Annotated in this window: 26 protein-coding genes and 1 tRNA gene; 21 read left to right on the top strand and 6 right to left on the bottom strand. The window is 66.7% G+C overall.

Going from position 1 to position 25,681, the window contains the following annotated elements; translation table 11 throughout:
• Window positions 1-31 precede the first annotated feature (31 nt).
• Together prmC and OCUBac02_RS19375 are read left to right on the top strand one after the other, a co-directional pair.
• On the top strand, window positions 32-871 hold the full coding sequence (prmC, locus tag OCUBac02_RS19380; protein ID WP_244638995.1) for a peptide chain release factor N(5)-glutamine methyltransferase: 840 nt from the start codon (window positions 32-34) through the stop codon (window positions 869-871).
• A gap of 403 nt (window positions 872-1,274) precedes the next feature.
• On the top strand, window positions 1,275-2,270 hold the full coding sequence (locus tag OCUBac02_RS19375) for a DUF4167 domain-containing protein (RefSeq protein ID WP_173047936.1): 996 nt from the start codon (window positions 1,275-1,277) through the stop codon (window positions 2,268-2,270).
• 72 nt (window positions 2,271-2,342) lie between these two features.
• Here OCUBac02_RS19375 and OCUBac02_RS19370 read toward each other — a convergent pair whose 3' ends face one another.
• Together OCUBac02_RS19370 and OCUBac02_RS19365 are read right to left on the bottom strand one after the other, a co-directional pair.
• A complete protein-coding gene (locus tag OCUBac02_RS19370) occupies window positions 2,343-3,128 on the bottom strand; it encodes an MOSC domain-containing protein (RefSeq protein WP_173047935.1) in 786 nt (261 codons plus the stop codon).
• Between the two features lie 140 nt (window positions 3,129-3,268).
• Window positions 3,269-3,577, bottom strand: coding sequence for a DUF2293 domain-containing protein (locus OCUBac02_RS19365; RefSeq protein ID WP_047580851.1), 309 nt, complete (start codon window positions 3,575-3,577; stop codon window positions 3,269-3,271).
• 175 nt (window positions 3,578-3,752) lie between these two features.
• Between OCUBac02_RS19365 and clpB the strand changes: the two genes are divergently transcribed.
• Both clpB and OCUBac02_RS19355 read left to right on the top strand, forming a co-directional pair.
• Window positions 3,753-6,371, top strand: a complete 2,619-nt coding sequence (gene clpB / locus OCUBac02_RS19360; protein ID WP_173047934.1) for an ATP-dependent chaperone ClpB — start codon at window positions 3,753-3,755, stop codon at window positions 6,369-6,371.
• Between the two features lie 137 nt (window positions 6,372-6,508).
• Entirely contained in the window at window positions 6,509-7,624 is a 1,116-nt protein-coding gene (locus OCUBac02_RS19355) for a mechanosensitive ion channel family protein (RefSeq protein ID WP_052232515.1), read from the top strand.
• A gap of 9 nt (window positions 7,625-7,633) precedes the next feature.
• On the opposite strand, the gene metW is transcribed toward OCUBac02_RS19355, so the two are convergent.
• Together metW and metX are read right to left on the bottom strand one after the other, a co-directional pair.
• Window positions 7,634-8,260: a methionine biosynthesis protein MetW gene (gene metW / locus OCUBac02_RS19350; RefSeq protein ID WP_173047933.1), complete on the bottom strand. Its 627-nt coding sequence runs from the start codon at window positions 8,258-8,260 to the stop codon at window positions 7,634-7,636.
• Between the two features lie 196 nt (window positions 8,261-8,456).
• Window positions 8,457-9,626: a homoserine O-acetyltransferase MetX gene (gene metX, locus OCUBac02_RS19345; protein WP_047572775.1), complete on the bottom strand. Its 1,170-nt coding sequence runs from the start codon at window positions 9,624-9,626 to the stop codon at window positions 8,457-8,459.
• A gap of 167 nt (window positions 9,627-9,793) precedes the next feature.
• Here metX and OCUBac02_RS19340 point away from each other — a divergent pair, with 167 nt between their 5' ends.
• From OCUBac02_RS19340 to ureG, 17 genes are all read left to right on the top strand, one after another.
• On the top strand, window positions 9,794-10,627 hold the full coding sequence (locus OCUBac02_RS19340; protein ID WP_173047932.1) for a chorismate mutase: 834 nt from the start codon (window positions 9,794-9,796) through the stop codon (window positions 10,625-10,627).
• Between the two features lie 27 nt (window positions 10,628-10,654).
• Window positions 10,655-11,755, top strand: a complete 1,101-nt coding sequence (hisC, locus tag OCUBac02_RS19335; protein WP_156134654.1) for a histidinol-phosphate transaminase — start codon at window positions 10,655-10,657, stop codon at window positions 11,753-11,755.
• Window positions 11,756-11,760: 5 nt separating this feature from the next.
• Window positions 11,761-12,699, top strand: a complete 939-nt coding sequence (locus OCUBac02_RS19330) for a prephenate/arogenate dehydrogenase family protein (protein WP_173047931.1) — start codon at window positions 11,761-11,763, stop codon at window positions 12,697-12,699.
• 93 nt (window positions 12,700-12,792) lie between these two features.
• Window positions 12,793-12,868, top strand: a tRNA-Thr gene (locus tag OCUBac02_RS19325).
• Window positions 12,869-13,203: 335 nt separating this feature from the next.
• Window positions 13,204-14,493, top strand: a complete 1,290-nt coding sequence (gene urtA / locus OCUBac02_RS19320) for an urea ABC transporter substrate-binding protein (protein WP_465247733.1) — start codon at window positions 13,204-13,206, stop codon at window positions 14,491-14,493.
• 137 nt (window positions 14,494-14,630) lie between these two features.
• Entirely contained in the window at window positions 14,631-16,232 is a 1,602-nt protein-coding gene (gene urtB, locus OCUBac02_RS19315; protein WP_173047929.1) for an urea ABC transporter permease subunit UrtB, read from the top strand.
• The gene (gene urtC, locus OCUBac02_RS19310; RefSeq protein WP_173047927.1) at window positions 16,229-17,368 is read left to right on the top strand and encodes an urea ABC transporter permease subunit UrtC; all 1,140 of its coding nucleotides are present in this window, start codon (window positions 16,229-16,231) and stop codon (window positions 17,366-17,368) included. The genes urtB and urtC overlap by 4 nt, the downstream gene beginning before the upstream one ends.
• A gap of 5 nt (window positions 17,369-17,373) precedes the next feature.
• Window positions 17,374-18,138, top strand: coding sequence for an urea ABC transporter ATP-binding protein UrtD (gene urtD / locus OCUBac02_RS19305; protein WP_047577072.1), 765 nt, complete (start codon window positions 17,374-17,376; stop codon window positions 18,136-18,138).
• 4 nt (window positions 18,139-18,142) lie between these two features.
• Entirely contained in the window at window positions 18,143-18,838 is a 696-nt protein-coding gene (gene urtE / locus OCUBac02_RS19300) for an urea ABC transporter ATP-binding subunit UrtE (protein WP_173047925.1), read from the top strand.
• A 47-nt stretch (window positions 18,839-18,885) separates the two neighbouring features.
• Window positions 18,886-19,722 carry an urease accessory protein UreD gene (locus OCUBac02_RS19295; RefSeq protein ID WP_244638994.1) on the top strand — a complete coding sequence of 279 codons (837 nt, stop codon included), beginning with the start codon at window positions 18,886-18,888 and terminating at the stop codon, window positions 19,720-19,722.
• Between the two features lie 11 nt (window positions 19,723-19,733).
• Window positions 19,734-20,036: an urease subunit gamma gene (locus OCUBac02_RS19290; RefSeq protein ID WP_047579581.1), complete on the top strand. Its 303-nt coding sequence runs from the start codon at window positions 19,734-19,736 to the stop codon at window positions 20,034-20,036.
• Window positions 20,037-20,050: 14 nt separating this feature from the next.
• Window positions 20,051-20,632, top strand: coding sequence for a HupE/UreJ family protein (locus OCUBac02_RS19285; RefSeq protein ID WP_173047922.1), 582 nt, complete (start codon window positions 20,051-20,053; stop codon window positions 20,630-20,632).
• A gap of 4 nt (window positions 20,633-20,636) precedes the next feature.
• Window positions 20,637-20,942 (top strand): urease subunit beta, encoded by a 306-nt coding sequence (locus tag OCUBac02_RS19280; RefSeq protein ID WP_173047920.1) that lies wholly within the window; start codon window positions 20,637-20,639, stop codon window positions 20,940-20,942.
• On the top strand, window positions 20,942-22,654 hold the full coding sequence (ureC, locus tag OCUBac02_RS19275; protein ID WP_173047918.1) for an urease subunit alpha: 1,713 nt from the start codon (window positions 20,942-20,944) through the stop codon (window positions 22,652-22,654). Before OCUBac02_RS19280 ends, ureC begins: the two co-directional genes overlap by 1 nt.
• Before the next feature lie 8 nt (window positions 22,655-22,662).
• Window positions 22,663-23,139 carry an urease accessory protein UreE gene (locus OCUBac02_RS19270; protein ID WP_173047916.1) on the top strand — a complete coding sequence of 159 codons (477 nt, stop codon included), beginning with the start codon at window positions 22,663-22,665 and terminating at the stop codon, window positions 23,137-23,139.
• Window positions 23,090-23,791, top strand: coding sequence for an urease accessory protein UreF (locus OCUBac02_RS19265; protein ID WP_465247732.1), 702 nt, complete (start codon window positions 23,090-23,092; stop codon window positions 23,789-23,791). The genes OCUBac02_RS19270 and OCUBac02_RS19265 overlap by 50 nt, the downstream gene beginning before the upstream one ends.
• The gene (ureG, locus tag OCUBac02_RS19260) at window positions 23,788-24,408 is read left to right on the top strand and encodes an urease accessory protein UreG (protein ID WP_173047912.1); all 621 of its coding nucleotides are present in this window, start codon (window positions 23,788-23,790) and stop codon (window positions 24,406-24,408) included. The genes OCUBac02_RS19265 and ureG overlap by 4 nt, the downstream gene beginning before the upstream one ends.
• A 14-nt stretch (window positions 24,409-24,422) precedes the next feature.
• Here the strand turns inward: ureG and OCUBac02_RS19255 are convergent, their stop codons facing one another.
• Both OCUBac02_RS19255 and OCUBac02_RS19250 read right to left on the bottom strand, forming a co-directional pair.
• The gene (locus OCUBac02_RS19255) at window positions 24,423-24,686 is read right to left on the bottom strand and encodes a DksA/TraR family C4-type zinc finger protein (RefSeq protein WP_173047910.1); all 264 of its coding nucleotides are present in this window, start codon (window positions 24,684-24,686) and stop codon (window positions 24,423-24,425) included.
• A 60-nt stretch (window positions 24,687-24,746) separates the two neighbouring features.
• Window positions 24,747-25,613: a DMT family transporter gene (locus tag OCUBac02_RS19250; RefSeq protein ID WP_173047908.1), complete on the bottom strand. Its 867-nt coding sequence runs from the start codon at window positions 25,611-25,613 to the stop codon at window positions 24,747-24,749.
• Window positions 25,614-25,681: the final 68 nt, after the last annotated feature.

The following is a 25,681-nucleotide window of genomic DNA, read 5'->3' as shown; positions in this document are numbered from 1 at the left end:
CTTCGCTGGAAACGCACGAGGGGAGGGCGTCGTGCCGACCGTCAGGGAGGTGCGGCGCCTGCTTGCGCAGGGTCTCCTGCGTGCCGGTTCGGACAGCCCCGGTCTCGATGCAAGGTTGCTGGTTGAAGGCAGTTTGAGTATCGAGAATGCCGATCCCGACTTGATCCTGTCGAATGATGCCCTGATACGGCTGGACGGTTTCGCGGCCCGGCGCATGGCGGGCGAACCCGTCTGGCGCATTCTCGGCGAGCGCGAGTTCTGGGGTCTGTGCTTCCGCCTGTCACCTGCGACGCTGGAACCGCGTCCCGACAGCGAGACGATCGTCGAGACCGCGCTTGCCCAGTTCGCCGGCCGCCGGGATGAAGCGCTTGCCCTGCTCGATCTCGGCACCGGAACGGGCTGCCTGCTGATCGCGCTGCTGAGTGAACTGCCGCAAGCGCGCGGCCTTGGCGTCGACCTGTCCGACGAAGCCTGTCGGACCGCTGCCGGCAACGCGGCACTCAACGGCGTCGATGGCCGGGCGACGTTCCGGCAGGGGAGCTGGACCGAAGGCCTGACCGGCCGCTTCGACCTCATCGTTTCGAACCCGCCCTATATCCCCTCGGCCGAGATCGAGACGCTCTCCGTCGAGGTGCGTGAACATGATCCGCTGCTGGCGCTCGACGGCGGTGTTGACGGGCTGAAGCCCTATCGGCTCTTCGCTTCCGCCCTGCCGCCTCTTCTGGCGCCGGGCGGCGTCATCGTCCTGGAAATCGGGGCGGGACAGGGGCCGGATGTGGTCGCGCTGATGCGGGCGGGCGGACTTGAATTCCGCGGCAGCCGCAACGATCTTGGAGGACATGAGCGGGCGTTGATCTTCACGCTCGCTTGAGAATGCACAGGCTTTTGGTCGATTTCGCTTGGAGAAGCAGCCAAAAGCAGCTATGCAGCATCCAGCCGAAGCTGGTGGCGTCAGAGCCGGGCCTCTGGGCAGTTCCCGATCGTTGAGGATTTGCTCGAGTTCGGCATCGTTTGCGGGCGTGTTCCCGAGACGGTGCAACTGACCAGCCGGATGGAGCCCCGAAGGCGCGTGGCGCCGATCGGCTCGTGGGGTTGATCCCCTTTTTGGAAAAGAGCGCGTGAAGACCAGAAACGGCGTATCGCCCCTTCAGGTCACCTTAGCCCGACACAGCGTCGCAACCCGCTGTGCTTCGCGACGCGCATGACGGCACCACGGTTGCTTTGAGCATAGAAGCGCGAGACAGACGCGAATGAGACCAGGTCAGAACCGGCGTATGCGCGGCCGCAACAACAACGGCGGCAACAATAACGGCAACCGCAAATCTCCCAACCCGTTGCAGCGTAGCTACGAATCCAACGGGCCGGACGTAAAGGTTCGCGGTACGGCGCAGCATGTCGCCGAGAAATATCTGCAGCTGGCGCGTGATGCCCAGTCTTCGGGCGACACCGTTGCTGCCGAGAGCTACTTCCAGTACGCCGAGCATTATTATCGCATCCTGCTCGCGGCTCAGGAGCAGATGGCTCAGCAGTTCGGCCATTCCTTCCCGCCGAACCGCGCCTTCGTCGAAGACGCGGACGAGGGTGAGGAAGAGGGCGACGAGGAGAACCAGTCGTTCCAGCCCGGCACCGGCCCGCAGCCGGAGATGCGCCCCAACGGCTATGGCAACCCCAATGGCTATAATGGCCATGGCGTCGGCCAGCGCGCCGAGGGCGAGGGCGGCGAAGGCCAGCAGCAGGGCGGCCAGCGCTTCGATCGGCAGGGCCGTCGCGAGCGTTTCAACAACGACCGCAACGGCAACAACGAGCGTCGCTTCGATCGCCAGGATCGCGGCGAGCGTCGCTTCGACCGCAATGCGGAAGGCGGCCAGGGCGCTCCCGGCGGCTATGCGCCGCGCCCCGACGCGCCGCGCTCCGACATCCCGGTCAGCGAAGGTGGCGCGGCCGAGGCCGCTCCCGAGCATGCTCAGGGTGAACAGCGCCGCTTCGAGCCGCGCCCCGAGCGTCCCCAGCGTGAGCGCCGCCCGCGCCGCGAACGCGAGGCGCAAGCCGATGCGGGTGACGACGTCGCCGCCGCTTTGCCATCCTTCCTGACCAACCCCGTGCGCGTCGCCGCGCCGGAGCCGGTCGAGACTCCGGCAGCCGAGCCGGTTGCTGCGGCCGCGCCTGTCGAGGAGGCTGCGGAAGCTGCTCCCAAGCGCGCCCGCCGTCGCCGCTCGCCGCGCGAGGTCATGGACGCGCTGGGCTCGGAGACGGACGGCTCGGCCGAGTAAGCCGTTCCGGTATCAGCGACCCGATATGGAAAAAGGGCCCTGGCGGGCCCTTTTTCTGTGTTTGAACGAGTATCAGGAAATGCCGAGTTTGGCCGGCACATCCGCGACGGTCAGGTTGTCGCCTTCGCCGAGCGTGCCGTCGGCGAGGATGCGGCAATAGATGCCGCAATCGACATGGCCGTAATTCTTCATCAGCGCCTTGGGGATCTGCATGTCGCGCGCGCCGGTCTCGGGATCGACATTGGTCGCGGCGCAGCGCTCGATCCGCTTGATCACCTGCAGGCGCAGGCCGCCGGGGCCGGAGAGTTCGCGCTCGACAAGATCGTTCTCGGCCCAGGCCGCGAGCCCGCTGACCATCAGGTTGCCGCGGAAGCGCAGCGGATCGACAGGCTGTCCGAGGCGCGTTTCGAGATCGGCGACGCTGGCGAGGTTGATGATCGAGACGAAGCCGGAGCGCGAATCGGTGAAGCGATAGCTCGGCGGTGCGGTCAGCAGCTTCGGCTCGCCGCGCAGTTCCTCGGGCATGAAGCCTGTGAAGAAACGCGAGATCGCGGCATGGCCCTCTTGATTGGCTGTCGCCGCGCGCAGCACCTCCTGCCCGCCCTCATGGATGACGAGATCGCCGCTGGCATCGTCGTAGCGGGTCTTCAGCCGTGCCAGCGACTCGTTGCGCATCAGCATCAGGTACTTGATCTTGGGCTGATGCACGGGATCGGCGGCATCGAAGCCGGAGGGGCCGTTCTCGATGGCGAAAAGCCGGTCTCCTGGAAAATAGCCGCCGGCCGGCAGCGTGGCGCGCTTCAGCCGTTCCGGCGAGAGGCCCTTCACGGGATAGCGGTACAGCGTTTCGATGCGCATGGTCAGGTCCGGCTGAGGCAAGGTGGCGGACCATAACCTTCTCCGTCGGCTCTGATAGATCAAATTCTGTATCCGTTTCGATCAGTCCTCGGCATCGGCCCGAAAAGTGAGAACCGGCTGTCGCGACAGCGGATGCCGCATCATTCGTCCTCGCCATCGCTCACTGACCGCTGGCAGCCCCAACCGGCGAGCACGGCGTCGGTCTCATCGGCGACGAAGAAGCGTGCGGCGTCGCGGTCGTAGCCCTCGCCCAGCAGCCGCTCGTAATCGGTATGGACATGGCGGACATGGCTGCCGAGCGCGAGCCAGAGCGCGGTCGAGGGCGGCAGGTCCTTCATGTGGCGCCGCTCGGCCAGCGTCACCACGGCCTCGGCGTCCGACAGCGGAATGCCCGGCGCCAGCGCCCTCAACGCCTTCCGAATCGCCTGCTGTCGCTTGGTTCCGGCCATGCCCGATCTGTGCCTGCCGCTTGCGCCAGGTCAATTCTGGGCCAAGCCTCTTCCGTTGCGTGAAAGCCACACTATCTTGGAGGGCGAGGGGCGGCCCATCGCGGCGCCCCATCCTGATGAAAGGGCAGCAGGTTCACGTCGCTACGGGGCGTGGCCTGCGGGCGGAGATATCTGAATGAACATCGAGAAATATACCGATCGCGCGAAGGGCTTTCTCCAGGCGGCGCAGACGATCGCCTTGCGGGAGGGGAACCAGCAGTTCACCCCCGAGCATCTTCTGAAGGCTTTGCTCGACGACAACGAGGGCATGGCGGCCGGTCTGATCGACCGGGCCGGCGGCCAGTCGCGCGTCGCGCTGCAATTCGTCGATCAGGCGCTGGCCAAGCTCCCGAAGGTCTCGGGCGGCTCGGGCGGGCTCAACCTGACGCCGGGCCTCGCCCGCGTCTTCGACACCGCCGAGAAGGCGGCGGAGAAAGCTGGCGACTCGTTCGTCACGGTGGAGCGGCTGCTGCTCGCGCTCGCGATCGAGAAGGATAGCGAGGCCGGCAAGGCGCTCTCCAAGGCCGGCGTGACGCCGCAGGCGCTGAACGCCGCGATCGAGGCGATCCGCAAGGGCCGCACCGCCGATTCCGCGTCCGCCGAACAGGCCTATGACGCGCTGAAGAAATACGCCCGCGACCTCACCGCCGCGGCGCGCGAGGGCAAGCTCGACCCGGTCATCGGCCGCGACGAGGAGATCCGCCGCACGATTCAGGTTCTCTCGCGCCGGACCAAGAACAATCCCGTCCTGATCGGCGAGCCCGGCGTTGGCAAGACCGCCATCGCCGAGGGCCTCGCGCTGCGCATCGTCAATGGCGACGTGCCCGAGAGCCTGAAGGACAAGGAACTGCTCGCGCTCGACATGGGCTCGCTCATCGCCGGTGCGAAATATCGCGGCGAGTTCGAGGAGCGGCTGAAGGCGGTGCTGACCGAGGTCTCGTCCTCGGATGGCGGCGTCATCCTGTTCATCGACGAGATGCACACCCTCGTCGGTGCCGGCAAGACCGACGGCGCGATGGATGCCTCGAACCTGCTGAAGCCGGCCCTTGCCCGCGGCGAATTGCACTGCGTCGGCGCGACGACGCTCGACGAGTACCGCAAATATGTCGAGAAGGACGCGGCCTTGGCGCGGCGCTTCCAACCCGTTTTCGTCGAGGAGCCGACGGTCGAGGACACCATCTCGATCCTGCGCGGCCTGAAGGAGAAATACGAGCAGCACCACCGCGTCCGCATCACGGATTCGGCGCTGGTCTCGGCCGCGACCCTGTCGAACCGCTACATCACCGACCGCTTCCTGCCGGACAAGGCGATCGACCTCGTCGACGAGGCCTCGGCGCGCCTGCGCATGCAGGTCGATTCCAAGCCCGAGGAGCTGGATTCGATCGATCGCGAGATCGTTCGGCTCAAGATCGAGCAGGAGGCGCTCAAGAAGGAGAGCGATGCCGGCTCGAAGGAGCGGTTGAAGCGGCTCGAATCCGAGCTGGCCGATCTGGAGACGCGCTCCGACACCATCACGGCCAAGTGGAAGGCTGAGAAGGACAAGCTGGGCGCGGCCGCCGAGATCAAGACCAAGCTCGACAACGCCCGCAACGAGCTCGCCCAGGCGCAGCGCAAGGGCGAGTACCAGCGTGCGGGCGAACTCGCCTATGGCGAGATTCCGCAGCTTGAGAAGCGCCTGGCCGAGATCGAGGAGAAGGGCGAGAGCGCCGGCATGGTCGAGGAGGCGGTGACGCCCGATCACGTCGCGGCGGTCGTCTCGCGCTGGACCGGCGTGCCGGTCGACCGGATGCTCGAAGGCGAGAAGGAGAAGCTGCTCCGCATGGAGGAGGTTCTCGGCTCCCGCGTCGTCGGGCAGAAGGAGGCGGTGGAGGCGGTCTCGACCGCGGTCCGTCGCGCCCGTGCCGGCCTGCAGGACCCGAACCGTCCGATCGGCTCCTTCATGTTCCTCGGCCCCACCGGCGTCGGCAAGACCGAGCTGACCAAGGCGCTGGCCTCGTTCCTGTTCGACGACGACACGGCGCTCGTGCGCATCGACATGTCCGAATATATGGAGAAGCACTCGGTCGCCCGGCTCATCGGCGCGCCTCCCGGCTATGTCGGCTACGAGGAGGGCGGGGCGCTGACCGAAGCGGTTCGCCGCCGGCCCTATCAGGTCGTGTTGTTCGACGAGGTGGAGAAGGCGCATCCGGACGTGTTCAACGTCCTGCTGCAGGTGCTCGACGACGGCCGCCTGACCGATGGCCAGGGCCGCACCGTCGATTTCCGCAACGTTCTGATCATCATGACCTCGAATCTCGGTTCGGAGTTTCTGGTGAATCAGCCCGAGGGGCAGGACAGCGATGCGGTTCGCGACGAAGTCATGGGCGTGGTCCGCCACGCCTTCCGGCCGGAATTCCTGAACCGGATCGACGACATCATCCTGTTCCATCGCCTCCGGCGGAAGGACATGGACGCGATCGTCGACATCCAGATGGCCCGGCTCCAGAAGCTGCTGACCGATCGCAAGATCACGCTCGAGCTCTCGAAGGAGGCGCGCGAGTGGCTGGCGGACAAGGGTTACGACCCCGCCTATGGCGCACGCCCGCTGAAACGCGTGATCCAGAAGTCGGTGCAGGACCCGCTGGCCGAGGCGATCCTCGCGGGCGACATCGTCGATGGCGAGGATGTGCCGATCACCGTCGGCCCGGGCTCGCTGATGCTGGGCTCGGTCGCGGCCGTGAAGGAGCAGCGGCCGGCCGGCGTCGCGCTGAACTGAGCCTGTTCCATCCGACAGGCCGCGACGCCCCCGCGTTATCCGCGGGGGCGTTTCCGCGTCGAGGTCATGTTCTCGTCGAACCGCCCGCGCTATGCTGCGTTGCGAAATGATGAAAACCGACGCATCGCGCGAGACCCATGACGCTGCATGACATCTTCATCGCCATCGGCGGTTCGCTCGATTTCCTGCCGAACTGGCTGATCAGCCTGATCCTGTTCGCCCTGGCGGTTGCGCTCGGCGTCCTTGTCCATCGCATCGCTTTCGCGATCGTGACGCGGATCGTCGCCCGGATGGACCTGTTCTGGCGCTCGCTAGTGTCGCGCACGCACGGTCCGACGCGTTTCGCCGTCATCATCGTCGCGCTCGGTTTCGCCGCGAGCGTCTCGCCATTGACATCGGGCCAGGCCGAATTTCTCAAGCTGGTCCTGCTGATCGCCTTCATCGCGCTGCTCGGCTGGATCGCCAAGACGGCGCTGCATATCTGGACGACCGTCTATCTGCGCCGCTTCAAGCTCGATGCCGACGACAACCTGCTGGCGCGCAAGCACGTCACCCAGACGCGTATCCTGCGGCGCGTCGCCGAACTCATCATCCTGCTCCTCACCATCGCGGCTGTGCTGATGAGCTTCGACGGCGTCAGGCAATACGGCGTCAGCTTGCTGGCTTCGGCCGGCGCGGCGGGCATCGTCGCGGGTCTCGCCTTGCAGCCCGTGCTGAAGAACGTCTTCGCCGGCATCCAGCTCGCGGTGACGCAGCCGATCCGCATCGACGATGCGCTGCTCGTCGAGGGCGAATGGGGCAATGTCGAGGAGATCACCTCGACCTATGTCGTGCTGCGGCTCTGGGACTGGCGCCGCCTGATCCTGCCCCTGAGCTATTTCATCGAGAAGCCCTTCCAGAACTGGACCCGCGAGGAATCCGCCCTGATCGGCACGGTGATGATCTATCTCGACTATCGCGCGCCGGTCGCGACCATCCGCGAAAAGGTCGCCGAGATCGCCAGGGCGACGCCGCTCTGGGACGGGCGCGTGCTCGCGGTGCAGGTCACGGATTTCCGGCAGAACACCATGGAGCTGCGTATCCTCGCCAGTGCCCGCACGTCGCCGCGCGTCTTCGACCTGCGCTGCGAGGTCCGCGAGAAGCTGGTCGACTTCCTGCAGCGCGAACATCCCGAATCGCTGCCGGTCATCCGCGCCGAGGCCGACACCGCGCGGGAGCCCGCCGCGACGCGGGCGCTGGCCTCCGCCGGCTGACCCCGGGCCTCAGCCCCGCTTCAGCAGGAACACCGCCTGAGCGCCGAACAGGTTCCAGAACCACCAGGGCGCATTGACACCGACCTTGCCGCCGGCCGCGTCGAGCGCGACCGCACGCTCCTTGCGGGCGCCGATCTGGTCGCAGAGCGTCACGAAGTCCCGGATCGTGCAGAAATGGATGTTGGGCGTGTCCCACCAGGCATAGGGCAGGGACTCCGTCACCGGCATCCGCCCCTGGAAGAAGACCTGGCTGCGCATCCGCCAATGCCCGAAATTCGGGAAGGAAACGATGGCGTGCCGGCCGATGCGCAGCATCTGTTCCAGCACGAGGCGGGGATTGCGCGTCGCCTGGATCGTCTGGGAGAGGATGACGTAGTCGAACGAGTCGTCGGGATAGTCGGCGAGGTCGGTATCGGCGTCGCCCTGGATCACCGAGAGCCCGCGCGCCACGCAATCCGCCACCCCCTCGCGCGACAATTCGATGCCGCGCGCATCCACTTGTCGGCTTTCCGCCAGCAGCGCGAGCAGGGCGCCATCGCCGCAGCCGACATCGAGCACGCGCGTGCCCGGCTGCACCATCTCGGCGACGAGCCGGAGGTCGATGCGGTTGGTCTGGTTGCCGTCGGGAAGGGTCATTCGGCGAAGCTCGCATAGGCGCGGGAACCACTGCCGTCATTCCGGGGCAGGCCGCAGGCCTGAGCCCGGAACCCAGAACCGCAGGTTCCCATCATCGGGGTGCTCCGTAGCCGGCGCCCTATGGACGAGCGGCATCGGTTCTGGGTTCCGGGCTCATCGCTGCGCGATGCCCCGGAATGACGGGAGAGGTTCAACATCAAAGCCCCCGCGCCCGTGCCGCCGCGCCGATGAAGCCGCGCGTCGTGGCGAAGAGATTGGGCTCTTCCAGCAGGAAGGCGTCGTGGCCCTTGTCGCTCTCCAGCTCGACGAAGGAGACCGAGGCCCCGGCCGCGTTGAGCGCATGCACGATCGCGCGCGAATCCGCTGTCGGGAACAGCCAGTCCGAGGTGAAGGACGCCACGCAGAAACGCGTCTTCGTGCCCGTGAAGGCGCGCGCCAGCACACCGTCATGGTCGGCGGCGAGGTCGAAATAATCCATCGCCCGCGTCACGTAGAGATAGGAATTGGCGTCGAAGCGCTCGACGAAGCTCAGTCCTTGATGGCGGAGGTAACTTTCCACCTGAAAGTCCGCATCGAAGGAGAAGGTTGGCGCCGCCCGGTCCTGCAGCTTGCGGCCGAACTTGCGGTGCAGCGCCTGTTCCGAGAGATAGGTGATATGCGCGCCCATCCGCGCGACCGACAGTCCCTTTGCCGGGCGCGTGCCTTCTTCGAGATAGCGCCCCTGCCGCCATTCGGGATCGGCCATCACCGCCTGCCGGCCGACCTCGTGGAAGGCGATGTTCTGGGCCGAGTGCTTGGCGCCGGTCGCGAGCGGCAGCGCCGAGAACACGCGCGCCGGATAGCTCGCCGCCCATTGCAGCACCTGCATGCCGCCCATCGAGCCGCCGGCGACGCAGAACAGCGTCCCGATACCCAGCGAGTCGACCAGCGCGGCCTGCGCCCGCACCATGTCGCGGATGGTGACGACCGGGAAGGACAGCCCCCAGGGCTTGCCCGTCGTGGGATTGGTCGAGGCCGGCCCGGTCGTGCCGGTGCAGCCGCCGATCACATTGGCGCAGATCACGAAGAAGCGGTCGGTATCGATCGGCTTGCCCGGCCCGATCATCGCCGTCCACCAGCCGCCCTTGCCGGTGATCGGGTTGCGGCTTGCGACATACTGGTCGCCGGTCAGGGCGTGGCAGACCAGGATGGCGTTGGACTTGTCGGCGTTCAGCGCGCCGTAAGTCTGGTAGGCGATCTGCCAATGGTCGAGCACGACGCCGCAATCCATCAGCAAGGGCGTGTCGGGCCCGAAGCGCGCGACCGGGCTTGAGGGCTCGTTCGCCTCCTTCTGCGGATCGGCCAGGCTGGGGGAGAGATCGCTCATATCGTCCGCTTCGACGGTGCCATTTGTCTTGCCGGTCCGGGCGTTCGGAAAACCGAACTAGCGATGCCGTGTCGGCGCATCGCTGTCAACGCGGGACTGCGCAGCCGGCTTTGCCAAGGCGTTGCGGGAGCGCTAAGGAGCGTGGCCTTGCCGGAAAGTGCGTTGCCATGACCGAAGCCGCCCCGACCACCCTTGCCGATCTGCGCGGCGAGATCGACCGCATCGACAGCGCGATGCATGCGCTGCTGATGGAACGCTCGCAGGTCATCGAGACGCTGATCTCGATCAAGAAGACGCAGGCCTCCGGCTCCGCTTTCCGCCCCGGCCGCGAGGCCGACATCATGAAGCGGCTGGCCCTCAGCCATAAGGGCCTGCTGCCGCTCGACACGGTGGAGAGCGTCTGGCGCATCATCATCGCGACCTTCACCTATGTGCAGGCGAATTATTCGGTTCACGCCGACATGTCGGGCGGCGATGCGGCGATGCGCGATTCCGCCCGCTTTCATTTCGGCTTCACCGTCCCCTACATCCCGCATGAGGATGCCCGCTCCGTCATCCGCGCGGTGGCGGGATCGGCCGGCGACCTGGGTATCTTCCGCATGGACCAGGGCGCCAGCGCCGGCATCTGGTGGCGCGACCTGATCGGGCCGGATGCACCGAAGATCATCGCGCGCCTGCCCTTCGTCGAGCGGCCGAACCATCCCGCGGGTACGCCGGTCTATTGCATCGCCAAACCGCTGGCGGACGCCGCCGTGCGCGAGATCGTGCTCTATGCCGCCCGCGTCGAGCGCTGGTCCGAAAGCTTGCGACATGGCCTTGCCGAGCATCTGGCAGAGGTCTCGGCCTCGGCCGCCGACGGCTCGCATCTCTCGCTGCTGGTCGCGGCTTCCGGCGAGGTCGACCAGGCAACGGTCCGGCAGGCTCTCTTGCCGGCGGGCTTAAGCGACTTCGCCGAGATCGGCAGCCACGCGGCCCGTTTCTCCGTCAAATCCGCCCGCTGAACGGGCTGGCTTCCTGCTGCAAGGTCAATCGTCATGGCGACCCGTCCCGTCCCGCGTCCCGGCGTCCTCGATATCGAGGCCTATGTTCCCGGCAAATCCGCCGCGCCTGCCGGCGTGAAGCTGCACAAGCTCTCCTCCAACGAGACCCCGCTCGGCCCGAGCCCGAAGGCGATCGCGGCCTTCGAAGGCCTTGCCGCCAAGCTGGAGCTCTATCCCGACGGCACCTCGACCAGGCTCAAGCAGGCGATTGCCGGGCGCTATGGCCTCGACCCGGCGCGGATCATCTGCGGCAATGGCTCGGATGAATTGCTGGAGCTGGTCACCAAGGCCTATCTCGGTGCGGGCGACGAGGGCATCTACAGTCAGTACGGCTTTCTGGTGTATCGCATCGCCATCCTCGCCATGGGCGGCAAGCCGGTCATCGTGCCCGAGAAGAACTACACGGCCGATGTCGACGGCATCCTGGCAGCGGTGACGCCGAAGACGAAGATCGTCTTCCTCGCCAATCCCAACAACCCGACCGGCACCTATCTGCCCTTCGACGAGGTCAAGCGCCTGCAGGCCGGCCTGCCGCCGCATGTCCTGCTCGTGCTCGATGCGGCCTATGCTGAGTATGTCCGCCGCAATGACTATGCCTCCGGCATCGAGCTCGTCGCCGAGAGCGAGAATGTCGTGATGACCCGCACCTTCTCGAAGATCTACGGCCTCGCCAATCTGCGCATCGGCTGGATGTATGCGCCGGCGCATATCATCGACGCGCTCGAACGCATCCGCGGGCCCTTCAACGTCAACGGCGCAGCCATAGAAGCGGGAGCTGCCGCCGTTGCCGACGAGGCCCATGTCGCCGCAGCACTTGAACACAACGAGAAATGGCTGGCCTGGACAACGACCGAGGTGGAGAAACTCGGCCTGGCCGTCACGCCCTCGGTCGGCAACTTCGTGCTGATCCATTTCACGAAGACACCCGGCAAGACCGCCAAGGATGCCGATGCCTTCCTGACCCAGCGCGGCCTCATCCTGCGCGCCGTCGGCGGCTATGGCCTGCCGGACGCGCTACGTATGACGATCGGCTCCGAAGAGGCGAACCGCCTCGTCGTCACCGCGCTCGCCGATTTCCTCAAGGCGTGACCGAGATGGCGGAAAGCTTCGCGCCGCGCCGCTCCGAGCCGGTCTTCGCCCGCCTCGCCATCATCGGCATCGGGCTGATCGGCTCCTCGATCGCGCGCGCGGCGAAGGAGCTGAATCTCGCCGGCACGATCGTGCTGGCCGATCGCGACGAGGTCGTCCGCAAGCGGGCGCGCGAGCTCGGCCTCGGCCATGCCGTTGCTGAGACGGCGGCGGAGGCGGCCCGCGATGCCGATCACATCATCTTCTGCGTCCCGGTCGGAGTCTGCGGGCCGGTCGCGGCCGAGATCGCAACTTCGCTGAAGCCGGGCGCGATCGTTTCCGATGTCGGCTCGGTCAAGGGCTCGGTCGTCGACGCGGTCCTGCCGCACCTGCCGGAAGGCGTCGCCTTCGTGCCGGCCCATCCGGTCGCGGGCACCGAGAATTCCGGACCCGATGCCGGCTTTCCCAGCCTCTTCCTCAACCGCTGGTGCATCCTGACGCCGCCGGAAGGCACGGACGCTGCGGCCATCGCAAAGACCCGCCAGTTCTGGGAGGGGATGGGCGCGCTGGTCGAGGTGATGAGCGCGCAGCATCATGACCTCGTGCTGGCCGTCACCAGCCACCTGCCGCATCTCATCGCCTACAACATCGTCGGCACGGCCGAGGATCTGGAGGCGGTGACGCAGTCCGAGGTGATCAAGTTCTCGGCCGGCGGCTTCCGCGATTTCACCCGCATCGCGGCGTCGGACCCGACGATGTGGCGCGACGTTTTCCTGCACAACAAGGAAGCGGTGCTGGAGATGCTCGGCCGCTTCAACGAGGATCTCGCCCTGCTCACGCGCGCCATCCGCTATGGCGACGGCGAGACCCTGCACAAGCACTTCACCCGCACCCGCGCCATCCGCCGCGGCATCGTCGCACTCGGTCAGGAGAAGCCGGAGACGGAGAAGCTGCGCAAGGATTGACGGGACTGCCATGCGCGGCCACGTCGCGGCGGTGTGCATGGCGCCGAGATTGGCTTGCCAAGCCCGGCGCCTGCTGGTACAGCGCCACCCATTGCCGCAATAGCTCAGCTGGTAGAGCACCTCATTCGTAATGAGGGGGTCGGGGGTTCGAATCCCTCTTGCGGCACCACTCTCGCCTTCAGAGACGTTCGTGGCCGCCCCCAAAGGGCGGCTTTTTTGTTGGCGGCGATCGGGCGCGCGCAGGCGATCTGCCTATGGACGCGCCAATTTTCCCCTTTTGTCTCGCGCTGCTTATAAAATGAGCGAATCTGAGTTGCCGCTGCGAAAGCTGCGCGCTGATCGGACCCCTGATCGCTTTTCGCGGCCTTGAAAATGGCCTTTCAGCCCCGTGAATGGGCGCTGGCGCATGGGTTGGCACATCGCTTGCGAAGCTGGGGTTCATGGGCCGCACGGCCCGTCGGCGTCGAGGGGGCGCCGTCACCAACTGTCCTTCGGGAGATGGCCGTGAACAGCAACCGTCGCGAATTTCTCGGCACCGCTCTGGCCGGTGCCGCTTTCCTCGGCGCCTCCCGCCTGCCGGCGGTGGCGCAGCAGGACACAATCAAGGTCGGCATCCTTCATTCGCTCTCGGGCACGATGGCGATCTCCGAGACGACGCTGAAGGACGTCATGCTCATGCTCATCGAAGAGCAGAACAAGAAGGGCGGCCTGCTCGGCAAGAAGCTGGAGGCCGTCGTCGTCGATCCCGCCTCGAACTGGCCGCTCTTCGCCGAGAAGGCGCGCGAGCTGATCACCAAGGACAAGGTCGCGGCCACCTTCGGCTGCTGGACCTCGGTCTCGCGCAAGTCGGTGCTGCCGGTCTTCAAGGAGCTTAACAACATCCTGTTCTACCCCGTCCAGTACGAGGGCGAGGAGAGCGAGCGCAACGTCTTCTATACCGGCGCGGCGCCGAACCAGCAGGCGATCCCGGCCGTCGACTATCTCGCCAAGGAGGAGAAGGTCGAGCGCTGGGTCCTTGCCGGCACGGACTATGTCTATCCGCGCACGACGAACAAGATCCTCGAAGCCTACCTCAAGTCCAAGGGCGTGAAGCCCGAGGACATCATGATCAACTACACGCCTTTCGGTCACTCCGACTGGCAGACCATCGTCTCCGATATCAAGAAGTTCGGCTCGGCCGGCAAGAAGACGGCGGTGGTCTCGACCATCAACGGCGACGCCAACGTGCCCTTCTACAAGGAACTCGGCAACCAGGGCATCAAGGCGACCGACATCCCGGTCGTCGCCTTCTCGGTCGGCGAGGAAGAGCTTGCCGGCATCGACACCAAGCCGCTGGTCGGCCATCTCGCCGCGTGGAACTACTTCCAGTCGATCAAGACGCCGGAAAACGAAGCCTTCATCAAGCAGTGGCAGGCTTTCACCAAGAACCCGAAGCGCGTCACCAACGATCCGATGGAAGCGCACTACATCGGCTTCAACATGTGGGTGAAGGCGGTTGAGAAGGCCAAATCCACCGATCCGGACAAGGTCATCGACGCGCTGCCCGGCATCGAGGCGCCGAACCTGACAGGCGGCATCTCGAAGATGCTTCCGAACCACCACATCACCAAGCCGGTCTTCATCGGCGAGATCAAGGATGACGGCCAGTTCGACGTGGTCTGGAAGACTTCGGGCCTCGTTCCCGGCGATGCCTGGTCGAAGGAACTCGATGGCTCGAAGGACCTGATCGGCGATTGGGTCGAGAAGAAATGCGGCAATTTCAACGTCAAGACCGGCAAGTGCGGCGGCGTGTGAGGTCATGAGGGGGAGGGGCGGCACGGGAAATATCCCGGTCGCCCCTCATTCGCTGCTCATATCGTTCGCCTTCGCTCCGTCATTCCGGCCGGGGCGAAGCGCGGAGCCGGGATGACTGGAACTGGAAGCTGGTCTCGATGTCCGTTTTCCACCGCCTGAAGCACGCGCTCGTCATCCTCGTCGCTCTGGTCGCGGCTTCGGTCGCGTCCGTCGCGCAGACGGCTGACGAAGCTTTCACGCGGCTGGCGGCGGACAGCTATTCCGACACCTCCCGTGCGATCGAGATCCTCGTGGCGACGGCCCATCCGAATGCGGCGCTGATCGTCGAGTCCCTGAGCGACGGGCGCCTGCTGGCCGGCCCAGGCGGTGTCGCAGTGAAGACGGCTGCCGGAGGCTTCGTCGATGCGAAGACGGGCGCCGCGCTCGCGGCCCTCCCCGCCGACATGAAGCCCGTTCGCCTGAACAATGCGGTGCGCCGTGCAGTGCAGGCCGCGCTCGGCGGGCTTGGGCTGCTCAACCCCGATCCGGCAAGGCGGGTGGCGTCTGCCGAGGCCGTGTTCAAGTCGCGCGACGCCGGCCTGCTCCCGATCGTCGAGGCCGCCATCGGCAAGGAAACCGATTCTACGGCTCTCGCCGCCCTGCGTCAGGCCCAGGCCGCGATCCTGATCGCAAAGCCGGACACGCCATCGCTGGATCGGCTCGCTGCGATCGAGGTGTTGCGCGAGCGGGCCGATCAGGATGCTCTCGCGACGCTGCGCGCGCTGCCGGGCGACGTAACGCCGGCGCTGAAGGAAGCGCAGGCCAAGGCGATCACCGCCATCGAAGGCCGGTTGAAGCTCTGGGCCGCTGCTCAGAACCTCTGGTACGGACTTTCGCTCGGCTCTGTTCTACTGCTCGCCGCCATCGGGCTCGCGATCACCTTCGGCGTCATGGGCGTCATCAACATGGCCCATGGCGAGATGGTGATGCTCGGTGCCTACACGACTTTCGTGGTGCAGGAGCTGATCCGCACCAACGCGCCCTGGCTGTTCGACTGGTCGCTGGCGATCGCCTTGCCGGCCGCCTTCGTCGTCGCCGGCGCGGTCGGCATCGCGATCGAGCGCGGCGTGATCCGTTTCCTCTACGGGCGCCCGCTGGAGACGCTGCTCGCCACCTGGGGCATCAGCCTGATCCTGCAGCAGGCGGTGCGCACCGCCTTCGGCCCGACCAATCGGGAGGTCGGCGCGCCCTCCTTCATGTCGGGCGCCTTCGAGCTTGGCGGTCTGGCGATCACCTATAACCGGCTCTGGATCATCGTTTTCGCCGCGCTGGTCTTCGCTGCGCTGCTCGCCATCCTGAAGCTCACGCCGATGGGCCTGCAGATGCGCGCCGTCACCCAGAACCGGCGCATGGCCTCGGCCATGGGCATCCGCACCGGCCGGATCGACGCGCTGACCTTCGGGCTCGGTTCGGGCGTGGCGGGGCTCGCCGGCGTCGCGCTCTCGCAGATCGACAATGTCAGCCCCAATCTCGGCCAGAGCTACATCATCGACTCATTCATGGTCGTGGTCTTCGGCGGCGTCGGCAATTTGTGGGGCACGCTGGTGGGCGCGATGACGCTCGGAGTCGCCAACAAGCTGCTCGAACCCTATGCCGGCGCCGTGCTCGGCAAGATCGCGCTGCTCGTCTGCATCATCCTCTTCATCCAGAAGCGCCCGCGTGGCCTGTTCGCGCTCAAGGGCCGGGCGGTGGAAGCATGATCACACGCTTCCTTCTCCAGAACATGGACCGGCGCGGCGGCATCTTCCTCGCGATCCTGCTCGGCCTGGCCGTGCTGGTGCCGCTCTCGAACCTGCTCCTGCCGGCCTCCTCTCCCTTCCACGTCCCGACCTCGACCATGTCGCTCTGGGGCAAATATCTCTGCTACGCGCTGCTCGCGGTCTCTCTCGACCTCGTCTGGGGCTATTGCGGCATCCTGAGCCTCGGCCACGGCGCCTTCTTCGCGCTTGGCGGATACGCCATGGGCATGTACCTGATGCGCCAGATCGGCTCGCGCGGCGTCTATGGCAACCCGATCCTGCCGGATTTCATGGTCTTCCTGAACTGGCAGGAACTGCCCTGGTACTGGTGGGGCTTCTCCTCCTTCCCCTTCGCCATGCTGATGGTGCTCGCGGTGCCGGGCCTGCTCGCCTTCGTCTTCGGCTGGTTCGCCTTCCGCTCGCGCGTCACCGGCGTCTATCTCTCGATCATCACGCAGGCGCTGACCTATGCGCTGTTGCTCGCCTTCTTCCGTAACGACATGGGCTTCGGCGGCAATAACGGCCTGACCGATTTCAAGGACATCCTCGGCTTCAACATCCAGGCGCAGACGACGCGCGCGGCGCTGTTCTCGATGACCTGCGTCATGCTGGCGGCGGGTTTCCTAATCGCGCGCGGCATCGTCGCCTCGAAGCTCGGCAAGGTCGTGATCGCGATCCGCGACGCGGAGTCTCGCACCCGCTTCCTCGGCTACCGGGTCGATCGCTTCAAACTCTTCGTCTTCACCGTCTCGGCCTGCATGGCGGGGGTGGCCGGGGCGCTCTACGTGCCGCAGGTCGGCATCATCAACCCCAGCGAATTCGCCCCGGCCAACTCGATCGAGACCGTGATCTGGGTCGCGGTCGGCGGGCGTGGCACGCTGGTTGGCGCGGCGCTCGGCGCCGTCGTGGTCAACTGGGCCAAGACGCTGTTCACCTCCGGCTTCATGGCGCCGTACTGGCTCTTCGCGCTCGGCGGGCTCTTCGTCGTCGTCACGCTTTTCCTGCCGAAGGGTATCCTCGGCACCGCCGAGGCATTGTGGACGCGCCGCCGCAAGCCGGACGGCACCCCGGCCGCCGAGCCGGCCCCGGCGGAGTGATCGCGATGAACGCTCCCGTGCCCGGCGCCCTGACCTCCTCGCTGCTCTATCTCGACGGCGTCAGCGTTTCCTTCGACGGCTTCAAGGCCATCCGTGGCCTGTCGCTGACCATCGAACCGGGAGAGATGCGCGCCATCATCGGCCCCAACGGCGCCGGCAAGACCACGATGATGGACATCATCACCGGCAAGACGAAGCCGGATACCGGCACGGTCATGTTCGGCGGTTCGGTCGACTTGACGAGGCTCGACGAAGCCGCGATCGCCAATCTCGGCATCGGCCGCAAGTTCCAGAAGCCGACCGTCTTCGACAGCCATACGATCGAGGACAACATCCTGCTGGCGCTCAAATCGAAGCGCACGGTCGGCAAGACGCTGTTCTGGAAGACGGAAAGCCCGCAGCAGAAGCGCATCGACGACATCCTCGGCATCATCCGCCTTGCCGACAGGCGCGAGCGGCTCGCCGGCTCGCTCTCGCACGGCCAGAAGCAATGGCTGGAGATCGGCATGCTGTTGGCCCAGGATCCTAGGCTCCTTCTCGTCGACGAGCCCGCCGCCGGCATGACCGATGGCGAGACGGCGCAGACGGCGGTGCTGCTCAAGGAGATCGCGCGGGATCATTCGGTGATCGTGGTCGAGCACGACATGGGCTTCATCCGCGAACTTGGCGTGAAGGTCACGGTGCTGCACGAGGGCTCGGTGCTGGCGGAGGGCCCGCTCGATCATGTCAGCGCCAACGAGCGCGTCGTCGAAGTCTATCTGGGGCGGTGATCAGATGCTGACCGTCGACGCCATCGATCTGCATTACGGGGCCGCCCAGGCGCTTCGGCGCGTCTCCGTCATGGCCGAGACCGGCAAGGTCACCTGCGTGATGGGGCGCAATGGTGTCGGCAAGACCTCGCTGATGCGCGCCATCGTCGGCCATCAGCCGATTTCCGGGGGCCATATCCGCCTCGATGGCGACGATATCTCGGCCCTGCGCAGCGAGGATCGTGCGCGGGCCGGCATCGCCTATGTGCCGCAGGGGCGGGAAATCTTTCCGCTGCTGACGGTGAAGGAGAATCTGGAGACCGGCTTTGCGCCGCTGAAGCGCCGCGAGCGCTTCGTCCCGGATGAGCTCTTCGACCTCTTCCCCGTGCTGAAGACCATGCTGGGCCGGCGCGGCGGAGACCTCTCGGGTGGCCAGCAGCAGCAGCTCGCGATCGCGCGGGCGCTGGTGACCCGACCCAGGCTGCTGGTGCTGGACGAGCCGACCGAGGGTATCCAGCCCTCGATCATCAAGGATATCGGCCGCGCCATCGACTACCTGCGTCAGAAAGGTGGCATGGCCATCGTGCTGGTCGAGCAGTATTTCGACTTCGCCCGCGATCTCGCCGACACGATGTTCGTGATGGACCGCGGCGAGGTCGTGCTGTCCGGTCCGATGGGCGAACTCGACGGCGCGCAGGTCCAGCGCTTGATTCAGGTCTAGATGCAGCGTCTTCTGGAAGCCCTGCCGCCTGGGAATCGGCCCTGACGATGCTGGCGATTGACGATCTCCAGAACTCCGTGACGGCGCGGATGCAGCGCGCCCAAGGACGGGCGAGCGTGAGCTTCCGCAGGCGCGACGACCGCACCTGCCTCGACCGGCTTTTTCAGGAAGGCTGCGCGAAATTGCGTTTTCCGCGCCCGCTTGGCGATGAAGCCCCGCAGGCGATCCTCATCAACACCGCCGGCGGTCTGACCGGCGGCGACCGCTTCGGCACGGAAGTCGATCTGGCCGAGAACGCCGAGGCCTGCCTCACCACCCAGGCCTGCGAGCGCGTCTATCGCTCGACGGGAACTGATGCCGTCGTGACCAATCGCCTGCGGCTTGCGGCCGGCGCCCGGCTGGCCTGGCTGCCACAGGAGACGATCCTGTTCGATGGCGGTCGCCTGTCCCGTTCTCTCGATGTCGATCTTGCCCAGGATGCCGAACTGGTCGCGGTCGAGGCGGTGCTGTTCGGCCGGCAGGCGATGGGCGAGACCCTGCGCAATGGTCATCTGCACGATCGCTGGCGCATCCGGCGCGGCGGTCGGCTGCTCTTTGCCGACGACCTGCGCGTCGAGGGCGATATCGCCGCCCGGCTCGCGCCGCAGCCCGCCATGGCCGGCTGCGGGGCCGTGGCAACCGTGCTCTTCACCGGCGCGGCACCGGAGCGCTTTCTGGACGCGGCCCGGTCGATCATCGGGCCGGACGGTGGCGCCAGCACCTGGAACGGCAAGTTTCTGGCGCGGCTGGTCGAGGGGACCGGGCTCGCGCTTAGGCGGCGTCTGGAGCCGCTGCTCACGCTTCTCATGGGTGGCCGGCCGCTGCCCAAGGTCTGGCAACTCTAGGGACTGACTGCATGAACCTGACACCGCGCGAGAAGGACAAGCTCCTGATCTCCATGGCGGCCATGGTCGCCCGGCGCCGTCTCGAGCGCGGCGTGAAGCTCAACCATCCCGAGGCCATCGCCCTCATCAGCGATTTCGTCGTCGAAGGCGCGCGCGACGGCCGCAGCGTCGCCGATCTGATGGAGGCCGGCGCCCATGTCGTCTCGCGCGCGCAGGTCATGGAGGGCGTCGCCGAGATGATCCACGACGTGCAGGTCGAGGCCACCTTTCCGGACGGCACCAAGCTCGTCACCGTCCACGAACCGATCCGTTGAAGCCGGAGGCTGCCATGAAGAGACTGTCGATCGCCCTGATCCTGAGCGTCGGTGCCGCGAGCCCGGCTCTCGCGCATCTCAACCCGGCCGAGCACGGCTCCTTTGCCGCCGGCTTCTCGCATCCGCTTTTCGGCGCGGACCATATCCTGGCGATGGTCGGCGTCGGTCTTTGGGCCTTCCTCGTCGGCGGGCGTGCGATCTGGATGATCCCCACGGCCTTCATCGTCACGATGATGCTCGGCTTTGTCGCGGCGCTCGCCGGCATCGGCCTGCCTTTCGTCGAGCCGACGATCGCGGCCTCCGTCGTGGTGCTCGGCCTGCTGGCACTGGTCGCCTTGCAGGTCCCCGTGGCGGTCGGCGCCGCGATCGTTGGCTTCTTCGCGCTGTTCCATGGCCATGCCCATGGCGGCGAAATGGGCGAGGCGACGAGCCTGTCCTTCATGGTCGGCTTCACGCTGGCGACGGCGCTGCTGCACGCGCTCGGCCTCGGCATTGGCCTCGCCGGCAACGCGCTCTCGCATCGTGGCCGGATCGCGGCGCGCATTGCCGGCGGGCTGACCGCGCTCGGCGGGCTCTGGCTGGTCTCGGGAGCCTGAGCCGATGATCCCCGGAGAGGTCTTTCCCGCCGCAGGCGACATCACCCTCAACGAAGGGGCGACGTCGGTCGTCGTGCTCGTCGCCAATACCGGGGACCGGCCGATCCAGGTCGGCTCGCACTACCATTTCTTCGAGACCAACCAGTCGCTCGATTTCGACCGCGCCGCCGCCCGCGGCATGCGGCTCGACATCGCCGCCGGCACCGCCGTGCGCTTCGAGCCCGGCCAGCAGCGCGAGGTCCGCCTCGTACCGTTCGGCGGCGGTCGCGCCGTCTATGGCTTCCAGCAGAAGGTGATGGGGAAACTCTGATGCCGGCCAAGCTCTCCCACGCGGCTTACGCGCAGATGTACGGACCCACGGTCGGCGACCGGGTCCGTCTCGCCGATACCGACCTCATCATCGAGGTCGAGAAGGATTTCACCGTCTATGGCGAGGAGGTGAAGTTCGGCGGCGGCAAGGTCATCCGCGACGGCATGGGTCAGAGCCAGGCGAGCCGTGCCGAGGGTGCGGTCGACACCGTCATCACCAACGCGCTGATCGTCGACCACTGGGGCATCGTGAAAGCGGATGTCGGCCTCAAGGACGGTCGGATCGTGGCCATCGGCAAGGCCGGCAATCCGGATACGCAATCCGGCGTCACCATCGTCATCGGCCCCGGCACCGAGGCGATCGCGGGCGAAGGCAAGATCCTCACCGCGGGTGGCATCGATGCCCATATCCATTTCATCTGCCCGCAGCAGATCGAGGAGGCGCTGATGTCCGGCGTCACCACCATGCTCGGCGGCGGCACCGGCCCGGCCCATGGCACGTTGGCGACGACCTGCACGCCCGGCCCCTGGCATCTCGGCCGGATGATCCAGTCCTTCGATGCCGTGCCGATCAATCTCGGCCTCTCCGGCAAGGGCAATGCCTCGCAGCCGGCCGCGCTGATCGAGATGATCGAGGGTGGCGCCTGCGCGCTGAAGCTGCATGAGGACTGGGGCACGACGCCGGCCGCGATCGACAACTGCCTTGCCGTGGCCGACGACCATGACGTTCAGGTGATGATCCACACGGATACGCTGAACGAGAGCGGCTTCGTCGAGGATACGGTCGCAGCCTTCAAGGGCCGCACCATCCATGCCTTCCACACGGAAGGCGCCGGCGGCGGCCATGCGCCCGACATCATCAAGGTCTGCGGCCTCGCGAACGTCATCCCGTCCTCGACCAACCCGACGCGGCCCTATACGCAGAACACCATCGCCGAGCATCTCGACATGCTGATGGTCTGCCATCACCTGTCGCCGTCGATCCCCGAGGACATCGCCTTCGCCGAGAGCCGCATCCGCAAGGAGACCATCGCGGCCGAGGACATCCTGCACGATATCGGCGCCTTCTCGATCATCTCCTCCGACAGCCAGGCCATGGGCCGCGTCGGCGAGGTCCCGATCCGCACCTGGCAGACTGCGCATAAGATGAAGGTCCAGCGCGGGCGCCTGTCGGCTGAGACCGGCGACAACGACAATCTGCGCGTGCGCCGCTACATCGCGAAATACACGATCAATCCCGCCATCGCGCAGGGCCTGTCGAAACATGTCGGCTCGGTGGAGGTCGGCAAGCGCGCGGATCTCGTTCTCTGGAACCCCGCCTTCTTCGGCGTGAAACCGGACATGGTCCTGGTCGGTGGCATGATCGCGGCCGCGCCGATGGGCGATCCCAACGCCTCGATCCCGACGCCGCAGCCGATGCATTACCGGCCGATGTTCGGCGCCATGGGCCGCGCCCCGGCCGTCTCCTCGGTCACCTTCGTCAGCCGGGCGGCGATCGCCGGCGGCCTGCAAGAGCGGCTGGGCGTCGCCAAGGGCATGCTCGCGGTCGAGAACACGCGCGGCGGCATCTCCAAGGCCTCGATGGTCCTGAACGATGCGACGCCGCATATGGAGGTCGATCCCGAGACCTACGAGGTCCGCGCCGATGGCGAGCTCCTGACCTGCGAACCCGCGACCGTGCTGCCGATGGCGCAGCGCTATTTCCTGTTCTGAGGCCTGTCATGCTCCGCGCCATTTCCCATAGTCACGGCGGCGGCGAGCCCGCCGGCACGATCCGGCTTGATCACGCCGCCCGCCATCTGCGCCGCAAGCTGGTGACCACCGACCAGGGCGAGGAGATCATGGTCGATCTGCCCGAGCCGGTGCTCTTCGCCGATGGCGATCGGCTCGTGCTGGAGGATGGCCGCGCCGTCGCGATCGTCGCGGCGCAGGAGGAGCTCTACGAGGTGCTTTCTGGCCCGGCATGCCCCCTGCGCCATCTCGCCTGGCATCTCGGCAACCGTCATCTGCCGGCGCAGATCGACGAAAGCCGCATCCTGATCCAGCGCGACCACATCATCCGCGCCATGCTGGAAGGGCTCGGCGCCTCCGTCCGCGAGGTCGTCGCGTGCTTCCAGCCGGTCCACGGCGCCTATCACGCCCAAGGGCATGACCATGGCCACAGCCACGCCCACGGCCATCACCACCATCATGACTGAGCCCGTCGCGCTCGCCCGCCTGATGACATGGCTCTCTCCGGCTTTTCCGGTCGGGGCATTCGCCTATAGCCATGGGCTGGAGCGGGCGATCCATGATGGGTTGATCCGGGATCGGCAGAGCCTGCTCGCGTGGCTGGAGGTTCTTCTGGAACGAGGCTCCGCCTGGAATGACGCGGTCTTGCTGGCAGAGGCCTGGCGCCGTAGCGGTGCCGGCGAGGACGTTGCAAACGTCGCGGAACTGGCCGAGGCGATGTCCGGCTCGCGCGAGCGCCATATGGAAACGACCCTGCAAGGCAGCGCTTTCGTCGATGCGATAGCCGCTTGGAGCGGGGAGCCGGCAAGCGGGGAGGGGGCGGTGGCCTATCCCGTGGCCGTCGGCGCGGCCGCAGCATGCCATGGTGTCGGGCTCGCCGATGCGCTCACAGCCTATCTCCACGCCTTTGCTTCGAATCTCGTCCAGGCCTGCGTGCGGCTGGTGCCGCTCGGCCAGCGCGATGGCGTCGCGACGCTCGCGGCGCTGGAGCCGGTCGTCGTGAGCACCGCCCGACGCGCCGCCGGCTCGACGCTCGATGATCTCGGTTCCTGCGCCATCCGCGCCGACATCCTGTCGATGAACCACGAAACCCAGTATTCAAGGGTGTTCCGCTCGTGAAATCCTCCCATGGCCCGCTCCGGGTCGGCATCGGCGGCCCGGTCGGCGTCGGCAAGACCACGCTCACCGAGAAGCTCTGCAAGGCGATGCGCGATCGTTATTCGGTCGCCGTCGTCACCAACGACATCTTCACCAAGGAGGATGAGCTGATCCTGAACCGGCTGCAGGCTTTGCCGGAAGAGCGCATCATCGGCGTCGAGACCGGCGGATGTCCCCATACCGCGATCCGAGAGGATGCCTCGATCAACCTCGCGGCCATCGCCGAAATGCGTCGGCGCTTTCCCGATCTCGACATCGTCTTCATCGAATCCGGCGGTGACAATCTCGCCGCGACCTTCTCGCCCGATCTCGCCGACATCACACTCTATGTCATCGACGTCGCCGGCGGCGAGAAGATTCCGCGCAAGGGCGGGCCTGGCATCACCCGCTCGGACCTGCTGATCATCAACAAGATCGATCTTGCGCCCTATGTCGGCGCCAATCTCGAGGTGATGCGCGCGGACACGGAAAAGCAGCGCCCCGGGCGGCCCTTCGTCTTCTCCGACCTGAACCGGCTCATGGGCGTGGAGGAGATCGTCGCCTTCATCGAGAAGCACGGCGGTCTCGCCGCCGCTTAGTAAGCAAATTTGGCTTACTTGAGCTGGCTGTCCTTGCTGCCGCGCCGGTTGTAGCTGGACTGCGCCGCCGAGCGATCATGGCCTGACTGGCAGGTGACGCAGAGCCGGGCACCGGGCATGGCGAGCCGCCGTGCCTCGGGGATTTCCTCGCCGCATTCCTGGCAATGGATCTCGCCGGGGCCGGTCGGCAGGCGGGACCGCGCGAGGCGGACCGCGTCCGTGATCGAGCCGTCGATCTGGTCCTGAACCGCTCCGTCCGGAGCCCATCCGCTCGCCATCGCACCATCTCCCTGGCCCTCAAGATGGTCCTGGCCCGCGCGAAAACCAAGAGCCTCCGCTCAGGCGAAGCGCTTCGCCCCGGCGACGCAGAGCACCACGACAGCGGTCGCCGCGATCATCGTCCAGGCGATCGGCTCGCCGAGCAGCCAGCCGGCCAGCATCAGCCCGAAGAACGGCTGCAGGAGCTGGAGCTGGCCGACGGTCGCCGTGCCGCCGAGTGCCAGGCCCCGATACCAGAACACGAAGCCGACGAGCATGCTGAAGACCGAGACGTAAGCCAGCCCGATCCAGGCCGGCGTGCCGATGCCCTGCCAGGTCGAGGGCCAGAACAGCAGCGCGATGACGCCCATCGCCGGCAGCGACAGCAGGAGCGCCCAGGAGATGACCTGCCAGCCGCCGAGCCGGCGCGACAGGCTGGCACCCTCGGCGTAGCCGAGGCCGCAGAGCAGCACCGCCGCGACCATCAGCAGGTCCCCCGTCACGGAGCCGCTGTCGCTGTTGGCCAGCGCGAAACCGACGACCGTGGCGCTGCCGAGCGCGGAGAACAGCCAGAACACCGGCTTCGGCCGTTCGCCGCCGCGGAGCACGCCGAACACCGCGGTCGCGAGCGGCAGCAATCCGATGAAGACGATCGAGCGCGCCGAGGGGATGTGCTGCAGGGCGAGCGCCGTCAGCAGCGGAAAGCCGAGCACGACGCCAAGCGCGACGATCGCGAGCGGGCGGATATCGGCGCGGCTTGGCCATTGCTGGCGCAGCAGGATGAGGCAGGCGGCGCCGAGCAGGGCGGCGATCGCGGCGCGGGCGCCGGTCAGGAACAGCGGCGAGAACCCGGCCACCGCGACGCGCGTCGCCGGCAGCGAGCCGCTGAAGATCAGCACGCCGAGCAATCCGCTGCCCCAGCCTTTGCCGCCCCAATCCCTGATCATGTGACCTGCCTGCTCCTTGATCGAAAGCGGTGCTCTAGGCTTGCTCTCCCGACGAAGCCAGCGACAGA

Origin of the sequence: Bosea sp. ANAM02, assembly GCF_011764485.1 — a bacterium.
Taxonomy (GTDB): Bacteria; Pseudomonadota; Alphaproteobacteria; order Rhizobiales; family Beijerinckiaceae; genus Allobosea.
The sequence above is the reverse complement of the archived record's forward strand: the minus strand, read 5'-3'. Positions and strand labels throughout refer to the sequence as shown.

Excerpts from the sequence above, each read along its gene's own strand:
- OCUBac02_RS19375 (WP_173047936.1), top strand. The coding sequence starts at position 1,275 with ATGCGCGGCCGCAACAACAACGGCGGCAACAATAACGGCAACCGCAAA.
- urtE (WP_173047925.1), top strand. The coding sequence starts at position 18,143 with ATGCTGACCGTCGACGCCATCGATCTGCATTACGGGGCCGCCCAGGCG.
- metW (WP_173047933.1), bottom strand. The coding sequence starts at position 8,260 with ATGACCCTTCCCGACGGCAACCAGACCAACCGCATCGACCTCCGGCTC.
- OCUBac02_RS19265 (WP_465247732.1), top strand. The coding sequence starts at position 23,090 with ATGACCATGGCCACAGCCACGCCCACGGCCATCACCACCATCATGACT.
- urtB (WP_173047929.1), top strand. The coding sequence starts at position 14,631 with ATGTCCGTTTTCCACCGCCTGAAGCACGCGCTCGTCATCCTCGTCGCT.
- urtC (WP_173047927.1), top strand. The coding sequence starts at position 16,229 with ATGATCACACGCTTCCTTCTCCAGAACATGGACCGGCGCGGCGGCATC.
- urtD (WP_047577072.1), top strand. The coding sequence starts at position 17,374 with ATGAACGCTCCCGTGCCCGGCGCCCTGACCTCCTCGCTGCTCTATCTC.
- OCUBac02_RS19370 (WP_173047935.1), bottom strand. The coding sequence starts at position 3,128 with ATGCGCATCGAAACGCTGTACCGCTATCCCGTGAAGGGCCTCTCGCCG.
- OCUBac02_RS19290 (WP_047579581.1), top strand. The coding sequence starts at position 19,734 with ATGAACCTGACACCGCGCGAGAAGGACAAGCTCCTGATCTCCATGGCG.
- OCUBac02_RS19365 (WP_047580851.1), bottom strand. The coding sequence starts at position 3,577 with ATGGCCGGAACCAAGCGACAGCAGGCGATTCGGAAGGCGTTGAGGGCG.
- OCUBac02_RS19285 (WP_173047922.1), top strand. The coding sequence starts at position 20,051 with ATGAAGAGACTGTCGATCGCCCTGATCCTGAGCGTCGGTGCCGCGAGC.
- ureC (WP_173047918.1), top strand. The coding sequence starts at position 20,942 with ATGCCGGCCAAGCTCTCCCACGCGGCTTACGCGCAGATGTACGGACCC.
- OCUBac02_RS19330 (WP_173047931.1), top strand. The coding sequence starts at position 11,761 with ATGGCGGAAAGCTTCGCGCCGCGCCGCTCCGAGCCGGTCTTCGCCCGC.
- OCUBac02_RS19355 (WP_052232515.1), top strand. The coding sequence starts at position 6,509 with ATGACGCTGCATGACATCTTCATCGCCATCGGCGGTTCGCTCGATTTC.
- OCUBac02_RS19270 (WP_173047916.1), top strand. The coding sequence starts at position 22,663 with ATGCTCCGCGCCATTTCCCATAGTCACGGCGGCGGCGAGCCCGCCGGC.
- metX (WP_047572775.1), bottom strand. The coding sequence starts at position 9,626 with ATGAGCGATCTCTCCCCCAGCCTGGCCGATCCGCAGAAGGAGGCGAAC.
- OCUBac02_RS19255 (WP_173047910.1), bottom strand. The coding sequence starts at position 24,686 with ATGGCGAGCGGATGGGCTCCGGACGGAGCGGTTCAGGACCAGATCGAC.
- clpB (WP_173047934.1), top strand. The coding sequence starts at position 3,753 with ATGAACATCGAGAAATATACCGATCGCGCGAAGGGCTTTCTCCAGGCG.
- OCUBac02_RS19280 (WP_173047920.1), top strand. The coding sequence starts at position 20,637 with ATGATCCCCGGAGAGGTCTTTCCCGCCGCAGGCGACATCACCCTCAAC.
- OCUBac02_RS19250 (WP_173047908.1), bottom strand. The coding sequence starts at position 25,613 with ATGATCAGGGATTGGGGCGGCAAAGGCTGGGGCAGCGGATTGCTCGGC.
- OCUBac02_RS19340 (WP_173047932.1), top strand. The coding sequence starts at position 9,794 with ATGACCGAAGCCGCCCCGACCACCCTTGCCGATCTGCGCGGCGAGATC.
- OCUBac02_RS19295 (WP_244638994.1), top strand. The coding sequence starts at position 18,886 with ATGCTGGCGATTGACGATCTCCAGAACTCCGTGACGGCGCGGATGCAG.